10 protein-coding genes and 2 pseudogenes are annotated in these 15,613 nt (G+C 57.9%); 11 read left to right on the plus strand and 1 reads right to left on the minus strand.

Features of this window, described 5'->3' with window-relative positions; all coding sequences use genetic code 11:
* Positions 1-91 precede the first annotated feature (91 nt).
* From BBDE_RS03140 to BBDE_RS11655, 8 genes and pseudogenes are all read left to right on the plus strand, one after another.
* A complete protein-coding gene (locus tag BBDE_RS03140; protein ID WP_033489564.1) occupies positions 92-1,033 on the plus strand; it encodes an ABC transporter substrate-binding protein in 942 nt (313 codons plus the stop codon).
* Between the two features lie 151 nt (positions 1,034-1,184).
* Positions 1,185-2,111 carry an ABC transporter substrate-binding protein gene (locus BBDE_RS03145; RefSeq protein ID WP_012901961.1) on the plus strand — a complete coding sequence of 309 codons (927 nt, stop codon included), beginning with the start codon at positions 1,185-1,187 and terminating at the stop codon, positions 2,109-2,111.
* A gap of 36 nt (positions 2,112-2,147) precedes the next feature.
* Positions 2,148-3,129: pseudogene (locus BBDE_RS03150) on the plus strand (amino acid ABC transporter permease).
* A 10-nt stretch (positions 3,130-3,139) separates the two neighbouring features.
* Complete coding sequence (locus BBDE_RS03155; protein WP_003837000.1) at positions 3,140-3,934, plus strand: amino acid ABC transporter ATP-binding protein; 795 nt, start codon at positions 3,140-3,142, stop codon at positions 3,932-3,934.
* 260 nt (positions 3,935-4,194) lie between these two features.
* Complete coding sequence (gene glmS / locus BBDE_RS03160; protein ID WP_003836997.1) at positions 4,195-6,087, plus strand: glutamine--fructose-6-phosphate transaminase (isomerizing); 1,893 nt, start codon at positions 4,195-4,197, stop codon at positions 6,085-6,087.
* A 9-nt stretch (positions 6,088-6,096) separates the two neighbouring features.
* Entirely contained in the window at positions 6,097-6,891 is a 795-nt protein-coding gene (locus tag BBDE_RS03165) for a pseudouridine synthase (protein ID WP_003836995.1), read from the plus strand.
* 123 nt (positions 6,892-7,014) lie between these two features.
* Positions 7,015-8,307 (plus strand): serine/threonine transporter SstT, encoded by a 1,293-nt coding sequence (gene sstT / locus BBDE_RS03170; protein WP_003836992.1) that lies wholly within the window; start codon positions 7,015-7,017, stop codon positions 8,305-8,307.
* A gap of 496 nt (positions 8,308-8,803) precedes the next feature.
* Positions 8,804-10,100, plus strand: a pseudogene (locus BBDE_RS11655) (ABC transporter substrate-binding protein); the annotation flags it as partial.
* Between the two features lie 111 nt (positions 10,101-10,211).
* Here the strand turns inward: BBDE_RS11655 and BBDE_RS03185 are convergent.
* A complete protein-coding gene (locus tag BBDE_RS03185; protein ID WP_033489561.1) occupies positions 10,212-11,219 on the minus strand; it encodes a LacI family DNA-binding transcriptional regulator in 1,008 nt (335 codons plus the stop codon).
* A 234-nt stretch (positions 11,220-11,453) separates the two neighbouring features.
* Here BBDE_RS03185 and BBDE_RS03190 point away from each other — a divergent pair, with 234 nt between their 5' ends.
* From BBDE_RS03190 to BBDE_RS03200, 3 genes are read left to right on the plus strand one after another with little or no spacing between them, the layout of a single operon-like run.
* On the plus strand, positions 11,454-12,383 hold the full coding sequence (locus tag BBDE_RS03190) for a carbohydrate ABC transporter permease (RefSeq protein WP_048349412.1): 930 nt from the start codon (positions 11,454-11,456) through the stop codon (positions 12,381-12,383).
* A 49-nt stretch (positions 12,384-12,432) separates the two neighbouring features.
* Positions 12,433-13,425 (plus strand): carbohydrate ABC transporter permease, encoded by a 993-nt coding sequence (locus tag BBDE_RS03195; RefSeq protein WP_003836982.1) that lies wholly within the window; start codon positions 12,433-12,435, stop codon positions 13,423-13,425.
* A 10-nt stretch (positions 13,426-13,435) separates the two neighbouring features.
* Positions 13,436-15,508, plus strand: a complete 2,073-nt coding sequence (locus BBDE_RS03200) for a beta-galactosidase (protein WP_003836981.1) — start codon at positions 13,436-13,438, stop codon at positions 15,506-15,508.
* The last annotated feature ends 105 nt before the right edge of the window (positions 15,509-15,613 follow it).

Raw genomic sequence — 15,613 nt, forward strand, 5'->3', positions numbered from 1 at the left:
TACGTAGCTGTAGCAATGGCCTCTTATCGTGCCTGACATGACCCGGTTTGGCTGGGTCGGCTTGGCTGGGTCTTTAGAGAGAGGACTTGATATGGCATTCAGGAACATGAAGGCGTGCGCGGCGATTGCATTGAGTGCCGCAATGGTGCTGTCGATGGCCGCCTGCGGTACTTCAGACAAGGCGGATTCCTCCGCTTCCGGCGGCTCAAGCTCGTCTTCGAGCACCACCGGTTACGATGTCTCCGGCGTGAAGAAGGACGACGACATCGCCGCAATGCTGCCGGATTCGGTGACGAAGGACGGCAAGTTGTCCATCGGCATGGACACTTCTTACGCTCCGGCGGAATTCCTTGCCGAAGACGGCAAGACCCCCGTCGGCTTCGATGTGGACATCGCCAAGGCGTTGGCCAACATCTTCGGCCTGGAAGCGGATCCGGAGACCTCCAACTTCGATTCGATCATTCCATCCGTCGGGTCCAAGTATGACATCGGCATCTCCTCCTTCACCATCACCAAGGAGCGTATGGAGGCCGTCGACTTCGTGAGCATGTTCAAGGCCGGCTCCACGTGGGTCGTCAAGAAGGACAATCCGAATAAGGTGGATACCTCCAGCCTGTGCGGACTCAAGATCGCGGTGCAGACCGGCACCACCCAGGAAGAGGAAGTCAACGAGGCCCAAGAGCAGTGCAAGGCCGACGGCAAGCAGGACATCCAGATCCTGTCCAACAAGCTGCAGACCGATGTGACCACCAACGTGGCCACCGGCAAGGCCGACGTGTTCTATGCGGACTCGCCGGTCGCCGGCTACGCCATCGCGCAGACCGAGGATACGCTGGAGGCCCTTGGCGAGGATGTCGGCGTGACCAAGGAGGCCGTGGCCATCAAGAAGGGCGATTCCGACACTGCCAAGGCCGTGCAGGCCGCCCTGCAGAAGCTCATGGATGACGGCACCTACATGAAGATCCTCAAGCATTGGGGCGTCGAATCCGGCGCCATCGACAAGGCCGAGATCAATCCGACCGATCTAAGCTGATTCCTCCGATTCCCGCCTCTGGCGGGGGAGGAAATACTCACGTAGCATTACTGCCTTATCGTACCCATTTGGGATACTGGGGATTCGTTGCTTCGGGAAGCGATGAATGTTCGGTAGAAGAAGAGAAGACAGAAGAAAGAAGAATACGATAATGGCAGTGAAATTCAAGTCCATGGCGGCCCTCGCGCTGAGCGCCGCCATGCTGCTCTCCATGGCCGCCTGCGGCACCACCGACAGCGCCGATTCCAGCGCCTCGGCGAGTTCATCAAACACCACCACCGGCTATGACGTCTCCGGCGTCCAGAAGGATGACGAGCTGGCCAAGCTGGTCACCGAAGGCACCACCGTCAAGGACGGTGAGCTGTCCTCCGGTATGGAACTTTCCTACGCTCCGGCTGAATTCTATGCCGAAGATGGCAAGACCCCGGTCGGCTACGACGTGGACATGACCAAGGCCATCGCCCAGGTGCTGGGCCTGAAACCGAAGATCGTCTCTTCCATGTTCGACACCATCATCCCGTCCATCGGAACCAAGTACGATCTGGGCATTACCTCCATGACCATCACCAAGGAACGTATGGAGTCCGTGGACTTCGTCAGTTATTACCGTGCCGGCTCCACCTGGGCCGTGCAGAAGGGCAATCCGAAGAAGCTCGATGCCTCCGACATGTGCGGCGCGAAGATCGCCGTGCAGACCGGCACCACCCAGGAGGATGACGCCAACGACATCGCCAAGGGATGCAAGGCCGACAACAAGGCCGAGGTGCTCTCCTATAAGCGTCAGGCCGAAGCCGCCACCGCCGTGGCCACGGGCAAGGCCGATGCCTTCTACGCGGATTCGCCGGTTGCGGGCTATGCCATTTCGCAGACCGACGGCCTTGAAGCTCTCGGTGACGTGGAAGGCGTCGCCAAGCAGGGCATCGCCATCGAAAAAGGCAACGAAAAGCTGGATGAAGCCGTGCAGAAAGCCCTGCAGAAGCTTATGGATGATGGCACGTACATGAAGATCCTCAAGCATTGGGGCGTCGAATCCGGCGCTCTTGACAAGGCCGAGATCAATCCGACCAATCTCGACTGATTCCGGCGCAAGCGGAGACAAAAGGAAGTCAGCATCATGGCGAAGAAACAAGTCGACGGCGACGGCCTCGATATTCCGAATCGCATCAAGGCGTTGCCGGTCAGGCGCACCGGTCCGATCGTTGCGGCCGTCATCGTCGCGCTGTTCGCCGCGATGCTGGCGCAAGGCCTGATTACCAACCCGCGTTTCGAGTGGAACGTGGTCTGGAAGTATCTGTTCAACGAGAATGTGCTGGAAGGCATCAAGTACACGCTGTTGCTGACGGTCATCTCAATGGTCATCGCCATTCCTTGCTGTGGTTCTGGCCGTGATGCGCAAATCCATCAACCCAGTGCTTCGTGGCGTGAGCTGGTTCTATATCTGGTTCTTCCGTGGCACCCCTGTGTACACACAGTTGGTGTTCTGGGGCCTGTTCGCCGTGCTGATTCCGCGTATCGGCATCGGTATTCCATTTACCTCCATCGAATTCTGGAGCGTCGACTCGCAGTCCGTCATCACCGCATTCAACGCGGCGTGGCTCGGTTTGGTGCTGAATGAGGCCGCCTATCTGGCCGAAATCGTGCGCGCGGGTCTGGAAGCCGTCGATCCGGGCCAGACGGAAGCCGCCAAGGCTTTGGGAATGAAGCGTTCTCTGATCATGCGCCGCATCGTGCTACCGCAGGCCATGCGCATCATCATCCCGCCGACGGGCAACGAATTCATCGGCATGCTCAAGACCACGTCGCTGGTCAATGCCGTGCCGTTCACGTTGGAATTGCAGTTCGCCACCACCGCCATCGCGACCCGCCTGTACAAGCCGATCCCGTTGCTGATCGTGGCCTGCATCTGGTATCTGGTGATCACCTCCATCCTGATGATCATCCAGTCCCGCCTTGAAAAGCACTTCGGCAAGGGCTTCGACGCACGCCCCGCCGGTGCCCGCGGCAAGCAGACCCCGCTTCCGGGCAAGACCGAAGGTGAGCCGCAGGATGACATCAACAAGCAGAACGAAGCCACGTTCGCTGGCATGAACGCGTGAGGGAGTGGCAATGACTGAAACAACGATTGATGGTGTCGTTCCTGCAGTGAAGGCCACGCAGGTACATAAGGCCTTCGGCAGCCTGCACGTGCTCAAAGGCGTTGACATGACCGTAATGCCGGGAACCGTGACCGTGATTCTGGGTCCTTCCGGTTCCGGCAAATCCACTTTCCTGCGCCTGATCAATCAGCTTGAGACGCTGACCGGCGGCGAAATCGACGTCGACGGCGAGATGATCGGCTACAAGTATGTCGACAAGGGCGGTCGGCAGGTGCTGCAGACCTTGAATGACAAGGAAGTGTCCGTGCAGCGTTCCAAGCTGGGCATGGTGTTCCAGCGGTTCAATCTGTTTCCGCATATGACCGCGCTCGAAAACGTGATGGAGGCGCCGGTCCGCGTCAAGCACATGGGCAAGAAGGAGGCCCGCAAGCTGGCCATTCAGGAACTGGAACGCGTCGGCATGGGGGAGCGTCTTGACCACTATCCGGCACAGCTTTCCGGCGGTCAGCAGCAGCGTGTGGCCATCGCCCGTGCCCTTGCCATGAAGCCGGAGATCATGCTGTTCGATGAGCCTACCTCCGCACTTGATCCGGAATTGGTGGGTGAAGTGCTCAACGTCATGCGGTCGTTGGCCAAAGCGGGTATGACGATGGTGGTCGTGACCCACGAAATCGGCTTCGCTCGCGAAGTCGCCGATCAGGTCGTATTCATGGACGGCGGCGTGGTCGTGGAGCAGGGCGGCCCTGAAATCATCGACAACCCGCGGGAGCCGCGTTTCAAGGACTTCCTGCAGCACGTGCTGTAAGACGGTTCGAAGGCTCAATCGCAACCTCCCAAACTGCCGACGCTGACAGGCTGATAAGCGTCGGCAGTTTGGAAGGTTTCGCATTCTGCCGACGCTGACGGGCTGTCAGTGTCGGTGGTTTGGGTGATTCTCCAATCTGCCGATGCTGACGGGGCGGTCAGCGTCGGCAGATTGGATTTTTGCGTTCATATGGCAAAGGTTCGTGAGAACGAGGCGGTTCGTTTCGTGCTTGACACCATCAACCGATAGGCTAGGTATCTATGTGTGGAATCGTAGGATATGCAGGAAACGTCAAGACCGCGTGCGGCAAGCCCTTGGAAGTATGCCTTCAAGGACTGCAACGTTTGGAATACCGCGGTTATGATTCGGCCGGTGTGGCGCTGACCGCGCCCGGCATGGGCCACGTGGAAGTACGTAAGAAGGCCGGTCGTCTCGCCAATCTGGTGGAAGACGTTGAACGCAATCCGATGCCGCTGGCCACCGTAGGCATCGGCCACACCCGTTGGGCCACCAACGGCGTGCCGAATGACGTCAATGCGCACCCGCATACCTCCCGTGACGGTAAGGTCGCCATCATCCATAACGGCATCATCGAAAACGCCTCCCAATTGCGTCTCGACCTGCAGACCGAAGGCTACCATTTCGCCTCTGAGACCGATACCGAAGTCGCAGCCAAGCTGCTTGGCAAGATCACCGACAAAATCATCGAGGAGGAAGGCGGGCCCGACCTGTTCAAGGCCGTGCGCCGTCTCGCACGGATGCTTGAAGGTGCGTTCACCATTCTGGCCACCGACTGCCGACAGCCGGATATCGTGGTCGGCGCACGCCATGATTCGCCACTTGTGGTGGGGCTCGGTGAAGGAGAGAACTTCCTGGGTTCCGATGTGGCCGCATTCGTGGCCTACACCAAGCGAGCCATGGAAATCGATCAGGATCAGGCCGTCATGGTCTCCGCCAACAAGGTGGTCGTCTCCGATTTCATGGGCAATATCGTGCCTGATCCGAAGATCTACACCGTGGATTGGGATGCTTCCGCCGCCGAGAAGGGCGGATGGGACTCCTTCATGGACAAGGAGATCCATGAGGACCCGGCCGCAGTGCAGCGCACGTTGCTAGGTCGTCTCGACAAGGATGGCAACCTGAACCTCGATGAAGTGCGCATTGACGAACATGACTTCAAGGCCATCGACAAAATCATCGTCATCGCCTGCGGTACGGCGGCTTATGCCGGTATGGTGGCCAAGTACGCCATCGAACATTGGGTGCGCATCCCGGTCGAAGTGGAGCTCGCCCACGAATTCCGCTATCGTGACCCGATTCTTACCCCGCGCACGCTTGTGGTGGCCATCTCGCAGTCCGGTGAGACCATGGATACGCTGATGGCGTTGCGTCACGCCCGAGAACAAGGTTCCAAAGTGCTGGCCATCTGCAATACGCAGGGGGCATCCATCCCGCGTGAATCCGATGCGGTGCTCTATACGCACGCCGGTCCGGAAGTGGCCGTGGCCTCCACCAAGGCGTTCGTGGCGCAAATCACCGCAGCGTACGTGCTTGGCCTGTATCTGGCGCAGATCAAGGGTGCGATGTTCCGCGACGAAATTCAGCAGACGCTTGACTCCCTCAAGGACATGCCGCGTAAGATTCAGTGGGTCCTCGACACGCAGACCAAGGCCGTACATGATGCGGCCGCACAAATGGTTGATGCGAAGTCCTTCCTGTTCCTCGGCCGTCACGTCGGCTATCCGGTAGCCATGGAAGGCGCGTTGAAGCTCAAGGAGATCGCCTACACCTTCACCGAAGGCTTTGCGGCAGGTGAATTGAAGCATGGACCGATCGCGCTGGTCGACGAGGGCGAGCCGGTCGTGTTCATCGTGCCGCCGGCACGCGGACGCAACGTGCTGCACGCCAAGGTCATTTCCGGCATCGAAGAGGTCAAGGCGCGTGGCGCGTATATCATCGCCGTGGCCGAAGAGAACGATCCCGATGTGGAGCGATACGCCGACGTGGTGTTCTGGCGTCCGGCATGCCCGACGCTGATGAGCCCGCTTGTGGATGTGGTGCCATTGCAGCTGTTTGCCATGGATATGGCCAAACTTAAGAACTATGACGTGGACAAGCCACGCAATCTCGCCAAGTCCGTCACCGTCGAGTAGTGGCGACGTATGGTTCCGTCGGAACCCGGCAGGGCCTCGCAGGAAGAGGTCGTGTTGCGGCAGGAGCGCAGACATAGATATGTGATTGCGGAACCTCATATTCCTTTCGAATATGAGGTTCTGTATGAGGATGACGGCATCATCGTCATCGACAAGCCGCATTTCCTCGCGACCACGCCGCGCGGCATGTGGTATCGCGAAACGGCGCTGATACGGTTGCGCGAGAGGTACGGCGAGCCGGATATCGTCCCGGCACATCGGCTGGATCGGTTGACCGCCGGTGTCGTCGTATTCGTACGCAAACCGGAATTACGCGGTGCCTATCAGATGCTGTTTCAGGAACATAGGACCGTCAAGACCTACGAATGTTTGGCGCCGCTCGCCCCTGTCGTACGACCGCGGTACGGCACCGTCACGAGAATCGATCGGAATCAGCCGTTCCCGCTGGTACGCAGATCGCATATCGCGAAAGACCGAGGTAGGTTGCAGGCATACGAAATACCGGCGGCCGTCAACGCGGAAAGCCTGATTGAGCGCGGCGACAATCCGCGCATCATCGATGGCAACGTGGTGATCAACTACGTCTTGCATCCCAAAACCGGCAAAACGCATCAGTTGCGCGTACATATGAATTCGCTGGGGCTGCCGATTCTCGGCGATGTTTTCTATCCAGATGTCATCCAGCGACCGTATGACGATTTTTCACGGCCATTGGAGCTGGTGGCGCGCAGGCTGGAATTCGACGATCCGGTAACGGGAGAATCCCGCGCGTTCGTATCCAACGCATTGCTCGGCGACGCGTGAATCTCATGGTGGGCGTGTCTTCCGTTGTGGACATGGCCTTTTCCCGACGCAAACGTGACGGTAGGATGATTTTCTGCTTGACGGTCGGGTGGAACACCGGCCGAGAACACGAGAGAGAAGACTATGAAGCATATTTCAGGAGCGGCCAAAGCCGTCATCGACAAATATAATGGCACGGAGCTGATCATCCGCATCATTGTCGGCCTGATTGCCGGCACCATCCTTGCCCTGATCATGCCGCACATGACATGGATCGGCGAATTCGGCACCTTGTTCGTCAATGCCCTGAAAGCCATCGCCCCGATTCTGGTGTTTGTGCTCGTGGCCAGCGCACTCGCCCAAGGCGCATCCAAGCTTGATCGCCGTTTCGGCACGGTGATTTTCCTGTACCTGTTCACCACCTTTCTGTCCGCGGTCGTAGCCGTGCTTACTTCCCGTGCCTTTCCGCAGACCCTGTCGTTAGGCAAGGCGGCCAAGGCCGATGTGGTGCCGCAGGGCCTTGCCGAAGTGGTGCAGACGCTGTTGACCAACATCGTGTCCAATCCGATTCAGGCCATGATCGATGGCAACTACATCTGCATTCTCATGTGGGCCTGCCTGTTCGGCCTGGCCATGAAGGCCATCGCCACCGAAAGCTCCAAGGCGTTCATGGCCAACGTGGCTGACGGCGTATCCCAGGTGATTCGTTGGGTCATCAACCTCGCTCCGTTCGGCATCATGGGCCTTGTGTTCACCAATGTGGCCGATAACGGTCTCGCAGCCTTCACCAAGTACGGCTCGCTGCTTCTTCTGCTTGTCGGCACCATGCTGCTCATGGTGCTTGTATTCGGACCGCTGGTCATCTTCATCTACCTGCGCCGCAATCCGTACCCACTGGTCTACCGTTGCTTCAAGGAATCCGGCGTGACCGCGTTCTTCACCCGTTCCTCCGCTGCGAACATTCCGGTCAATATGCAGCTGTGCGAAAAACTCGGCCTCGATAAGGACATATATTCCGTATCCATTCCGCTGGGCGCCACCATCAACATGAATGGTGCCGCCGTGACCATCACCGTCATGGCCATGGCCGCTGCGAACACGCTCGGCATCCAAATCTCTCTGCCGGCCGCCATCCTGCTGTCCGTGGTCTCCGCGCTTGGCGCATGCGGCGCTTCCGGTGTGGCCGGCGGTTCCTTGCTGCTCATTCCGATGGCTTGCTCGCTGTTCGGCATCAACAACGACATCGCCATGCAGGTGGTGGGCGTCGGCTTCATCATCGGCGTCATTCAGGATTCCGTGGAAACTTGCCTGAACTCCGCCTCCGACGTGGAATTCGCGGCTACCGCCGAATACCACTCCTGGCTCAGGCAGGGCCGCCAGTTGCCGGCCTTCATGTATTCCAAGAAGGAGCGTCAGCGGCTCGGCATCGAAGCCTGAGTCTTTCCTGTACGGATATCGTTGGTGTCACAAGAAACCGGTGTATTCCATTCGAGATGCAGATTGATCGATATGCCATGCACTTTCTTCATGGCACATCGCGATTGTCTTACCTTGTAGATGTGGCAATCGTACCAGCTCTTTTAGAGTGTGTATTCGAATGGGAATTATACCGGTCTTACATTTTGCCAACAGAGGAGCGTCGCTGACATGCTTGTGCGTACTGAGGTGGCCGCTAGAAGCAGCCATTGAAGTTGTTATTAATTTGAGATAACTCATTACAAATGTTTGCATGAGTGCTTCTAGAGAACGTTATATTTCAAAATTGCTGGAAGGGCATGTATGATAAATTTGTTTGCGCAAACATTAATTTCAGCTATGCTCATAGCCAGCGAAAAAGGTGCTCAATGGTTGAGGGTTCCACGCTGGATGAGCCGGTGTGGGGCCGGATAAAAAGGAAGGAAGAACGATAAAGCTCAACAAGCGAATTATCGCTATGATTGGGGCAACCGCTATGGCTGTGCCGCTGGCTGTATGTGGAGATTCTGATTTGCTATCGAGCCAGCCAGCTCAGGAGAGTGATGTCAAAGAGATTACCGTCTGGGCATGGGATCCGACTCTTACGTAGGTTGCCAAGGATTATGAGAAGAAAACCGTCATCAAGGTGAACCTTAGGAACGTCGGTACCGATACCAAGGAATATTATGCACTCGATAATGCCGTGGAAGCCGGCTCCGGTGCCTCTGACGCGGCTCAGATTGAGTATTATGCCGTTCCGCAGTATGCGATTAAGGACAATCTACTGGATATTACAGATAAGACTCCCGGATATAAAGATTTCTACACTCTAGGACCGTGGGCTTCTGTTCAGTTTGCCGGCAAAGTGTACGACTTGCCGATGGATTCCGGCCCGATGGCTTTTCATCGTAATAAGGAGGTCTTTGACAGGGCTGGTGTCGATGCCGATTCTATTAAGACTTGGGATGATTACTATGAGGCTGCCAAGAAGATTCATGCGCTTGGAGACAGTTATTACATCACATCCGATTCAGATGATGGTGGATTCTATGACTCCATGGTTTGGCTCGCTGACATACCATCAAAACCTCATCCGATAGTACCGAGGTGACTGCCAACCTGACAGGTGACGAAGGGGTCAGGAAGTTTGACACATTCTGGCAGAAGATGTTGGATGAGGGGCTACTTGATACCAAGACCACCGGTTGGACTGAAGGCTGGTTTAAGGCATGGTGGATGGCGTCATCGCTTCGTTATTTAGTGGTGCTTGGATGCCTGCCGACATTGCCAATTCCGCCGCAGATGGTGCTGGTAAGTGGCGTGTGGCCCAGATGCCGACTGCTGATGGTTCCTCTACCAACGTGGAAAATGGTGGTTCTTCTCTGGCAGTGCTGTCTTCATCCAAGAAAGCGCAGGCGGCTTATGATTTCATTGAATATGCCAACCATGGTGATGGTGTGGCCGCTCGTGTCGCTGGCGGCGCTTTCCCGCTGATAAGAAGTCTTAGGGGGATTCCTTCAAAAATGCCAACATTGTCAAGAATTCCGATGGTGAGGAAGTGGGCTACTTCAGTGGGCAGAAATATAACGAAATTCTGGCTCATGCTGCTGAGAATGTGTCTTCCTATTATCGTTTCTGCCATTCGAAGTGAAGTGAAGGCCAGCAATGTGTTGGGTGACTACTTTGGTACACCGGTGATCAGAAGCTCTCTAATGGCGTTGCGGCTTGGCAGAAAGCCTTTGCAGGGTTATAGCAGGGAGCAAGGCTTCACACTGAGCAACCATCGCTGCTTTCATAATGAAAAGGTTGCCGTGGCAACCTTTTCAATTCGATACGTGCAATCGCGGGTGCGAAAAAGAGAGAGGGAGTGATGTTGTGATTAATGTCTAGTTGAGCTCTCGTACGGATCCTCGGTCGATGAATTCGGGAGGAATCACCGTTTTGATGCCCGAAGGCACTTTTTCACCGTTGCACTGTCGTTCGATCATCGAAAAGGCCTCGTTGCCAACGACTTTGAATTTCAGCCGTAATGTGGTCAACTCAAGGCGCGGGACAACGCCTTTAAGTGAATCATCCACTCCGATGATGCTGACATCCTCCGGAACGCGTTTACCGGCTGCCCTCAATCCGAGCATGGCACCATAAGCCATTTGATCGTTGGCTGCGTAGACTGCAGTGCAGTCATGCTCGTGTGCGAGTGCCAAACCCGCCTGATATCCGCTATCGGCTTCCCAATCACCAACATACATAGGGGGGGTGGGAATGCCGACTTGGGCCAAGGCATCACGCCATCCTCTGATACGGCTTTGTGCCGCGCGCGAAGTGGATGGGCCTGCGATGTGGTATACAGTTTTGTGCCCCTTCGATAGAAAATAATCGACAGCCGCAGTGGAGCATCCGTAGGAGTCGGAATCGATGGTGGGACAGTAATTTGCCGGTTCTTCGGAAATAAGCACGACGGGCAAATCCCGTGACGGTTTAAACTGGTTGAAATCGGTGAAGTTGCGTTCCATGATGACGACTGCCCCGTCAAGGGGAAGCTGCTCCACCAGCTTCAGGGCACCGGACAAGGAGCGGTCTTGTAGGTTGTCGAGGGTTCGAATGGTTGTAGAGTATCCGTTATCGGCCGCGGCGCTGACAATTCCTTCAAGGGTACGAGCATTACCATATGCTGACATATGCGATAGCAGTACGCCGACATTATTGAATTTTCCGCTTTTCAATGCGCGTGCAGCATAATTTGGGCGATATCCGAGACGTTCCATTGCAACCTCGACTTTCCGTCGTGTTCCCGGACGAACGGCTGCGCTGCCATTCGCGACGCGAGAAACAGTCTGCGAAGAGACGCCGGCTTCTTTGGCGACGTCCTGCAAGGAGACTGAGATTCGATCCATGTCTTCTACCTCCCCTGATGAATGCGTGTAGTATCCATGGTACATGTATGTTGGATATAATGTTTTCGTCATCATAGTGCTTGCGTTTCAGAAAAATATAAAGTAGACAGAATTACGTTAAAGTAGACAAAATAGAGTTATAGTGTTATTCTGATAACGTAAACATTTTAAAGAGGTTACTTCGTATTTGCGATGTTGAAATATGAAGTGGCGTTACCTCGAAGGAGAGGCATAATGTCCGCAATGGAAGTTGCTTCCGATGTGCCAGCGCGTTCGGCAATTGTCCGCGTCAATAGGCATCATGCGGATTGGCGTGGTTGGAAGTTCATGTGGCCGTTCGCGTTGGTGTTCGTGTTCGTGTTCGTCATCCCGATCATGTACGCGGTGTACATCAGTTTCTTCCAGAACAGGATGATCGGGGGCACGCGGTTCGTGGGATTCGACAATTACGTCCGTCTGCTGCACGACCGGCAGTTCTGGAGCGCGGTGGGCCGGGTGGCGCTGTTCACGGTGGTGCAGGTGCCGGTCATGCTGTTCCTGGCCGCGGCGATGGCGTTGGCCCTGGATTCCATGAAATTGCACGGCACCAGGTTCTTCCGTATCTCCACGTTCCTGCCGTACGCGGTGCCGGCCGTGGTCTCCACGCTGATCTGGGGGTTCATGTACGGCGCGAAGTACGGGCTGGTGGGCTCGTTCAACGGCTTCTTCGGCACGCATCTGGACGTGCTGGCCCCGGGCGTGCTGCTCGCCTCGATCGGCAACATCGTAACCTGGGAGTTCACGGGCTACAACATGCTGATCTTCTACAGTTCGCTGTCCACGATCCCGCATTCGCTGTACGAGGCCGCGTCGATCGACGGCGCGAGCGAATGGCAGATCGTCAGGTCCATCAAGCTGCCCGAGCTGCGCGGCAGCCTGGCGATCACGGTGATCTTCTCGATCATCGGCTCGTTCCAGCTGTTCAACGAGCCGAGCATCATGCAGAACATGGTGCCGGGCAACGCGATCGGCACGTACTACACGCCGAACATGTACGCGTACAACCTGAGCTTCGCGGGCAACCAGAGCAACTACGCGGCCGCCCTGGCGATCACGATGGCGGTGATCACGATGGCGATCGCGTACGCGGTGCAGCTCAGGAGCATGAAAGAGCAGATGAGGTAGGCGCGCGGGCGCGTCGCCTCACGGGCATGAGGATTCAAGGAGCATCAAGATGAGCAATGCAAGCAGCGCCGCCGCGGCGGGTCCGAAGGGGCGGGAGAAGGCCGCCTGGAAGGCGGAGAGGGAACGCCGCAGGCGTGTGGCCAGGGACGAGAGGGCGGAGCGGGCGAGGGCCGCGAGGTCGGGGTTCGCGAACGTCGCGAACCCCAGGCGCAGCGCCCTGCTGACCCTGGTATGCGCGGTCTTCGCCGTCTACTGCCTGTTCCCGTTCTTCTATCTGCTGGTCAACGCGACCAAGACGCAGGCGGACTTCACGTCGACCTTCGGTCTGGGGTTCGGCAAGACGTTCGCCCTGTGGGACAACGTCGTCACCGTGTTCACCTATGACGGCGGGATCTTCGGACGCTGGTTCCTCAACACCGTCCTGTACGTGGTGGCCGGCGCGGGAGGGGCCACGCTGCTGGCGATCATGGGCGGCTACGGTCTGGCGAAGTTCCGTTTCCCGGGGCGCAGGGCCGTGTTCGTGGTGGTCATCGGCGCGATCAGCGTGCCGGGCATCGCGTTGGCGGTGCCGCAGTTCCTGCTGTTCGCCAAGCTGAACCTGACGAACACGCCGTGGGCCATGGTCATCCCGAGCCTGGTGTCCACGTTCGGCCTGTACCTGATGTGGATCTTCTCGGACCAGGCCGTGCCGACCGAGCTGCTCGAGGCGGCGCGCGTGGACGGGGCGGGCGAGTTCCGTACGTTCTTCCAGGTGTCGCTGCCCTTGCTGGCGCCGGGCATCGTGACCACGGCCCTGTTCGCGATCGTGGCGACGTGGAACAACTATTTCCTGCCGTTGATCATGCTCAAGGATTCGGATTGGTATCCGCTCACGATCGGGTTGAACCAGTGGAAGGACCAGGCCTCCACGGCGGGTGGGCAGGCGATCCAGAACCTGGTGATCACGGGTTCGTTGGTCACGATCGTGCCGTTGGTGATCGCGTTCCTGTGTTTGCAGAGGTATTGGCAGTCCGGCCTGTCCGCCGGCGCCGTCAAGGAATGATTGGAGAACAATGACGCAGCGCAGAGCACATCGTTGGCCCAAGCCGTTGTCGGGTCGGTCGGAACGCATCTGGTACGGAGGCGATTACAATCCGGATCAGTGGCCCGAGGACGTATGGGATGAGGATATCCGCCTGATGAGGCAGGCGGGCGTGAACCTGGTGTCCGTGGGCATCTTCTCCTGGGCGCGGATCGAGCCGGAGGAAGGCGTGTATGACTTCGGCTGGCTTGACCGCATCATCGACAAGCTCGGCAAAGCGGGCATCGCCGTGGATCTGGCGTCCGCTACCGCTTCGCCGCCGATGTGGCTCACCCAAGCGCATCCCGAGGTGCTGTGGAAGGACGAGCGCGGCGATGTGTGCCAGCCGGGCGCCCGCCAGCACTGGAGACCTACCAGCCCCGTGTTCCGTGAATACGCGCTGAGACTGTGCCGTGCGATGGCCGAACATTACAGGGACAACCCGTATGTGGTGGCTTGGCATGTGAGCAACGAATACGGCTGCCACAACCGGTTCGACTATTCCGAGGACGCCGAGCGCGCGTTCCGACAGTGGTGCGAGGAACGCTATGGCACGATCGAGAAAGTGAACGACGCGTGGGGCACCGCGTTCTGGGCGCAGCGGATGAACGACTTCTCCGAGATCATCCCGCCGCGTTTCATCGGCGAGGGCAACTTCATGAACCCGGGCAAGCTGTTGGACTTCAAGCGGTTCAGCTCCGACGCGCTCAAGGCGTTCTACATGGCGGAACGCGATACGCTGGCCGAAATCACGCCGGATCTGCCGCTGACCACCAATTTCATGGTCTCCGCGAGCGGCACCGGATTGGACTATGACGATTGGGGTGGCGAGGTCGACTTCGTATCCAACGACCACTACTTCACTCCGGGAGAGGCGCATCTGGACGAGCTGGCGTTCTCCGCGTCCCTAGTGGACGGTATCTCGCGCAAGAACCCGTGGTTCCTGATGGAGCATTCCACCTCGGCGGTCAACTGGCGTCCGATCAACTACCGCAAGGAACCCGGGCAGTTGGTGCGTGACTCCCTGGCGCATGTGGCGATGGGTTCGGATGCGGTGTGCTATTTCCAGTGGCGGCAGTCGAAGGCGGGCGCGGAGAAGTTCCATTCCGCGATGCTTCCCCACGCTGGTGAGGACTCGCAGGTGTTCCGTGACGTGTGCGAATTGGGTTCCGACCTGAACGCGCTGGCGGACAACGGACTGCTTGGCACCAGGCTGGCGAAATCCCGTGTGGCCGTGGTGTACGACTATGAGTCCGAATGGGCAAGCGAACACACCGCCACCCCAACCCAGAAGGTCCGTCATGTCGACGAGCCTCTCGCATGGTTCCGTGCGCTGGCGGACAATGGTGTGACCGCCGACGTCGTGCCGGTACGTTCGAATTGGGACGAGTACGAGGTGGCCGTGCTGCCGAGTGTGTACATCCTTTCGGAGGAGACCACGCGCCGTGTACGCGAGTACGTGGCGGGCGGCGGCAGGCTGATTGTCACGTATTACACGGGCCTGTCCGACGAGAAGGATCATATCTGGCTTGGCGGCTATCCGGGGTCGATTCGTGATGTGGTCGGCGTGAGGGTCGAGGAATTCGCTCCATTGGGGGACGATTGGCCGGGGACTCCCGAGTACCTCGATCTTGACAACGGCACGACGGCGCATGATTTCGCCGACGTCATCACGTCCGTGGGCGAGCATGCCACCGTGATCGCCTCGTTCAAGGATGATCCGTGGACGGGAATGGACGGACGTCCCGCAATCGTCGGCAACGCATATGGCGAGGGACGTACGGTGTATGTCGGGGCCAGTCTGGGCCGTGATGGCATTGCCAGGAGCCTGCCCATGATGTTCTCCTCGTTGGGCGTGGAGGTTCCCGAAGCGAGCGATCCGGGGCTGTTACGTGTCGAACGCGTCGACGAGGCGAGCGGGGCGCGCTTCGTATTCCTGTTCAACCGCACGCATGCCGTGATTGAAGCCATGCAGGATGGCCGGCCGGTCATCGCATCTCTCGCCGATGTTGGCGATGGCAAGGTGACGGTGCGGCCCAACGGCGTAATCGTGCTCAGGAAGTAACACAGGCCAATCACATATAGCCGTCGGCAGGTTGGGTGTTTCCCAAGCCACCGACGGTTGGCCCTATCCAACCGTCGGTAGATTGAGCAATCACCCAAGCCGCCG

The sequence above is a fragment of the Bifidobacterium dentium JCM 1195 = DSM 20436 genome (assembly GCF_001042595.1).
Classification (GTDB): domain Bacteria; phylum Actinomycetota; class Actinomycetes; order Actinomycetales; family Bifidobacteriaceae; genus Bifidobacterium; species Bifidobacterium dentium.

Coding starts and splice junctions, on each gene's coding strand:
- BBDE_RS03140 (WP_033489564.1), top strand. CDS start 92: ATGGCATTCAGGAACATGAAGGCGTGCGCGGCGATTGCATTGAGTGCC.
- BBDE_RS03145 (WP_012901961.1), top strand. CDS start 1,185: ATGGCAGTGAAATTCAAGTCCATGGCGGCCCTCGCGCTGAGCGCCGCC.
- BBDE_RS03155 (WP_003837000.1), top strand. CDS start 3,140: ATGACTGAAACAACGATTGATGGTGTCGTTCCTGCAGTGAAGGCCACG.
- glmS (WP_003836997.1), top strand. CDS start 4,195: ATGTGTGGAATCGTAGGATATGCAGGAAACGTCAAGACCGCGTGCGGC.
- BBDE_RS03165 (WP_003836995.1), top strand. CDS start 6,097: ATGGTTCCGTCGGAACCCGGCAGGGCCTCGCAGGAAGAGGTCGTGTTG.
- sstT (WP_003836992.1), top strand. CDS start 7,015: ATGAAGCATATTTCAGGAGCGGCCAAAGCCGTCATCGACAAATATAAT.
- BBDE_RS03185 (WP_033489561.1), bottom strand. CDS start 11,219: ATGGATCGAATCTCAGTCTCCTTGCAGGACGTCGCCAAAGAAGCCGGC.
- BBDE_RS03190 (WP_048349412.1), top strand. CDS start 11,454: ATGTCCGCAATGGAAGTTGCTTCCGATGTGCCAGCGCGTTCGGCAATT.
- BBDE_RS03195 (WP_003836982.1), top strand. CDS start 12,433: ATGAGCAATGCAAGCAGCGCCGCCGCGGCGGGTCCGAAGGGGCGGGAG.
- BBDE_RS03200 (WP_003836981.1), top strand. CDS start 13,436: ATGACGCAGCGCAGAGCACATCGTTGGCCCAAGCCGTTGTCGGGTCGG.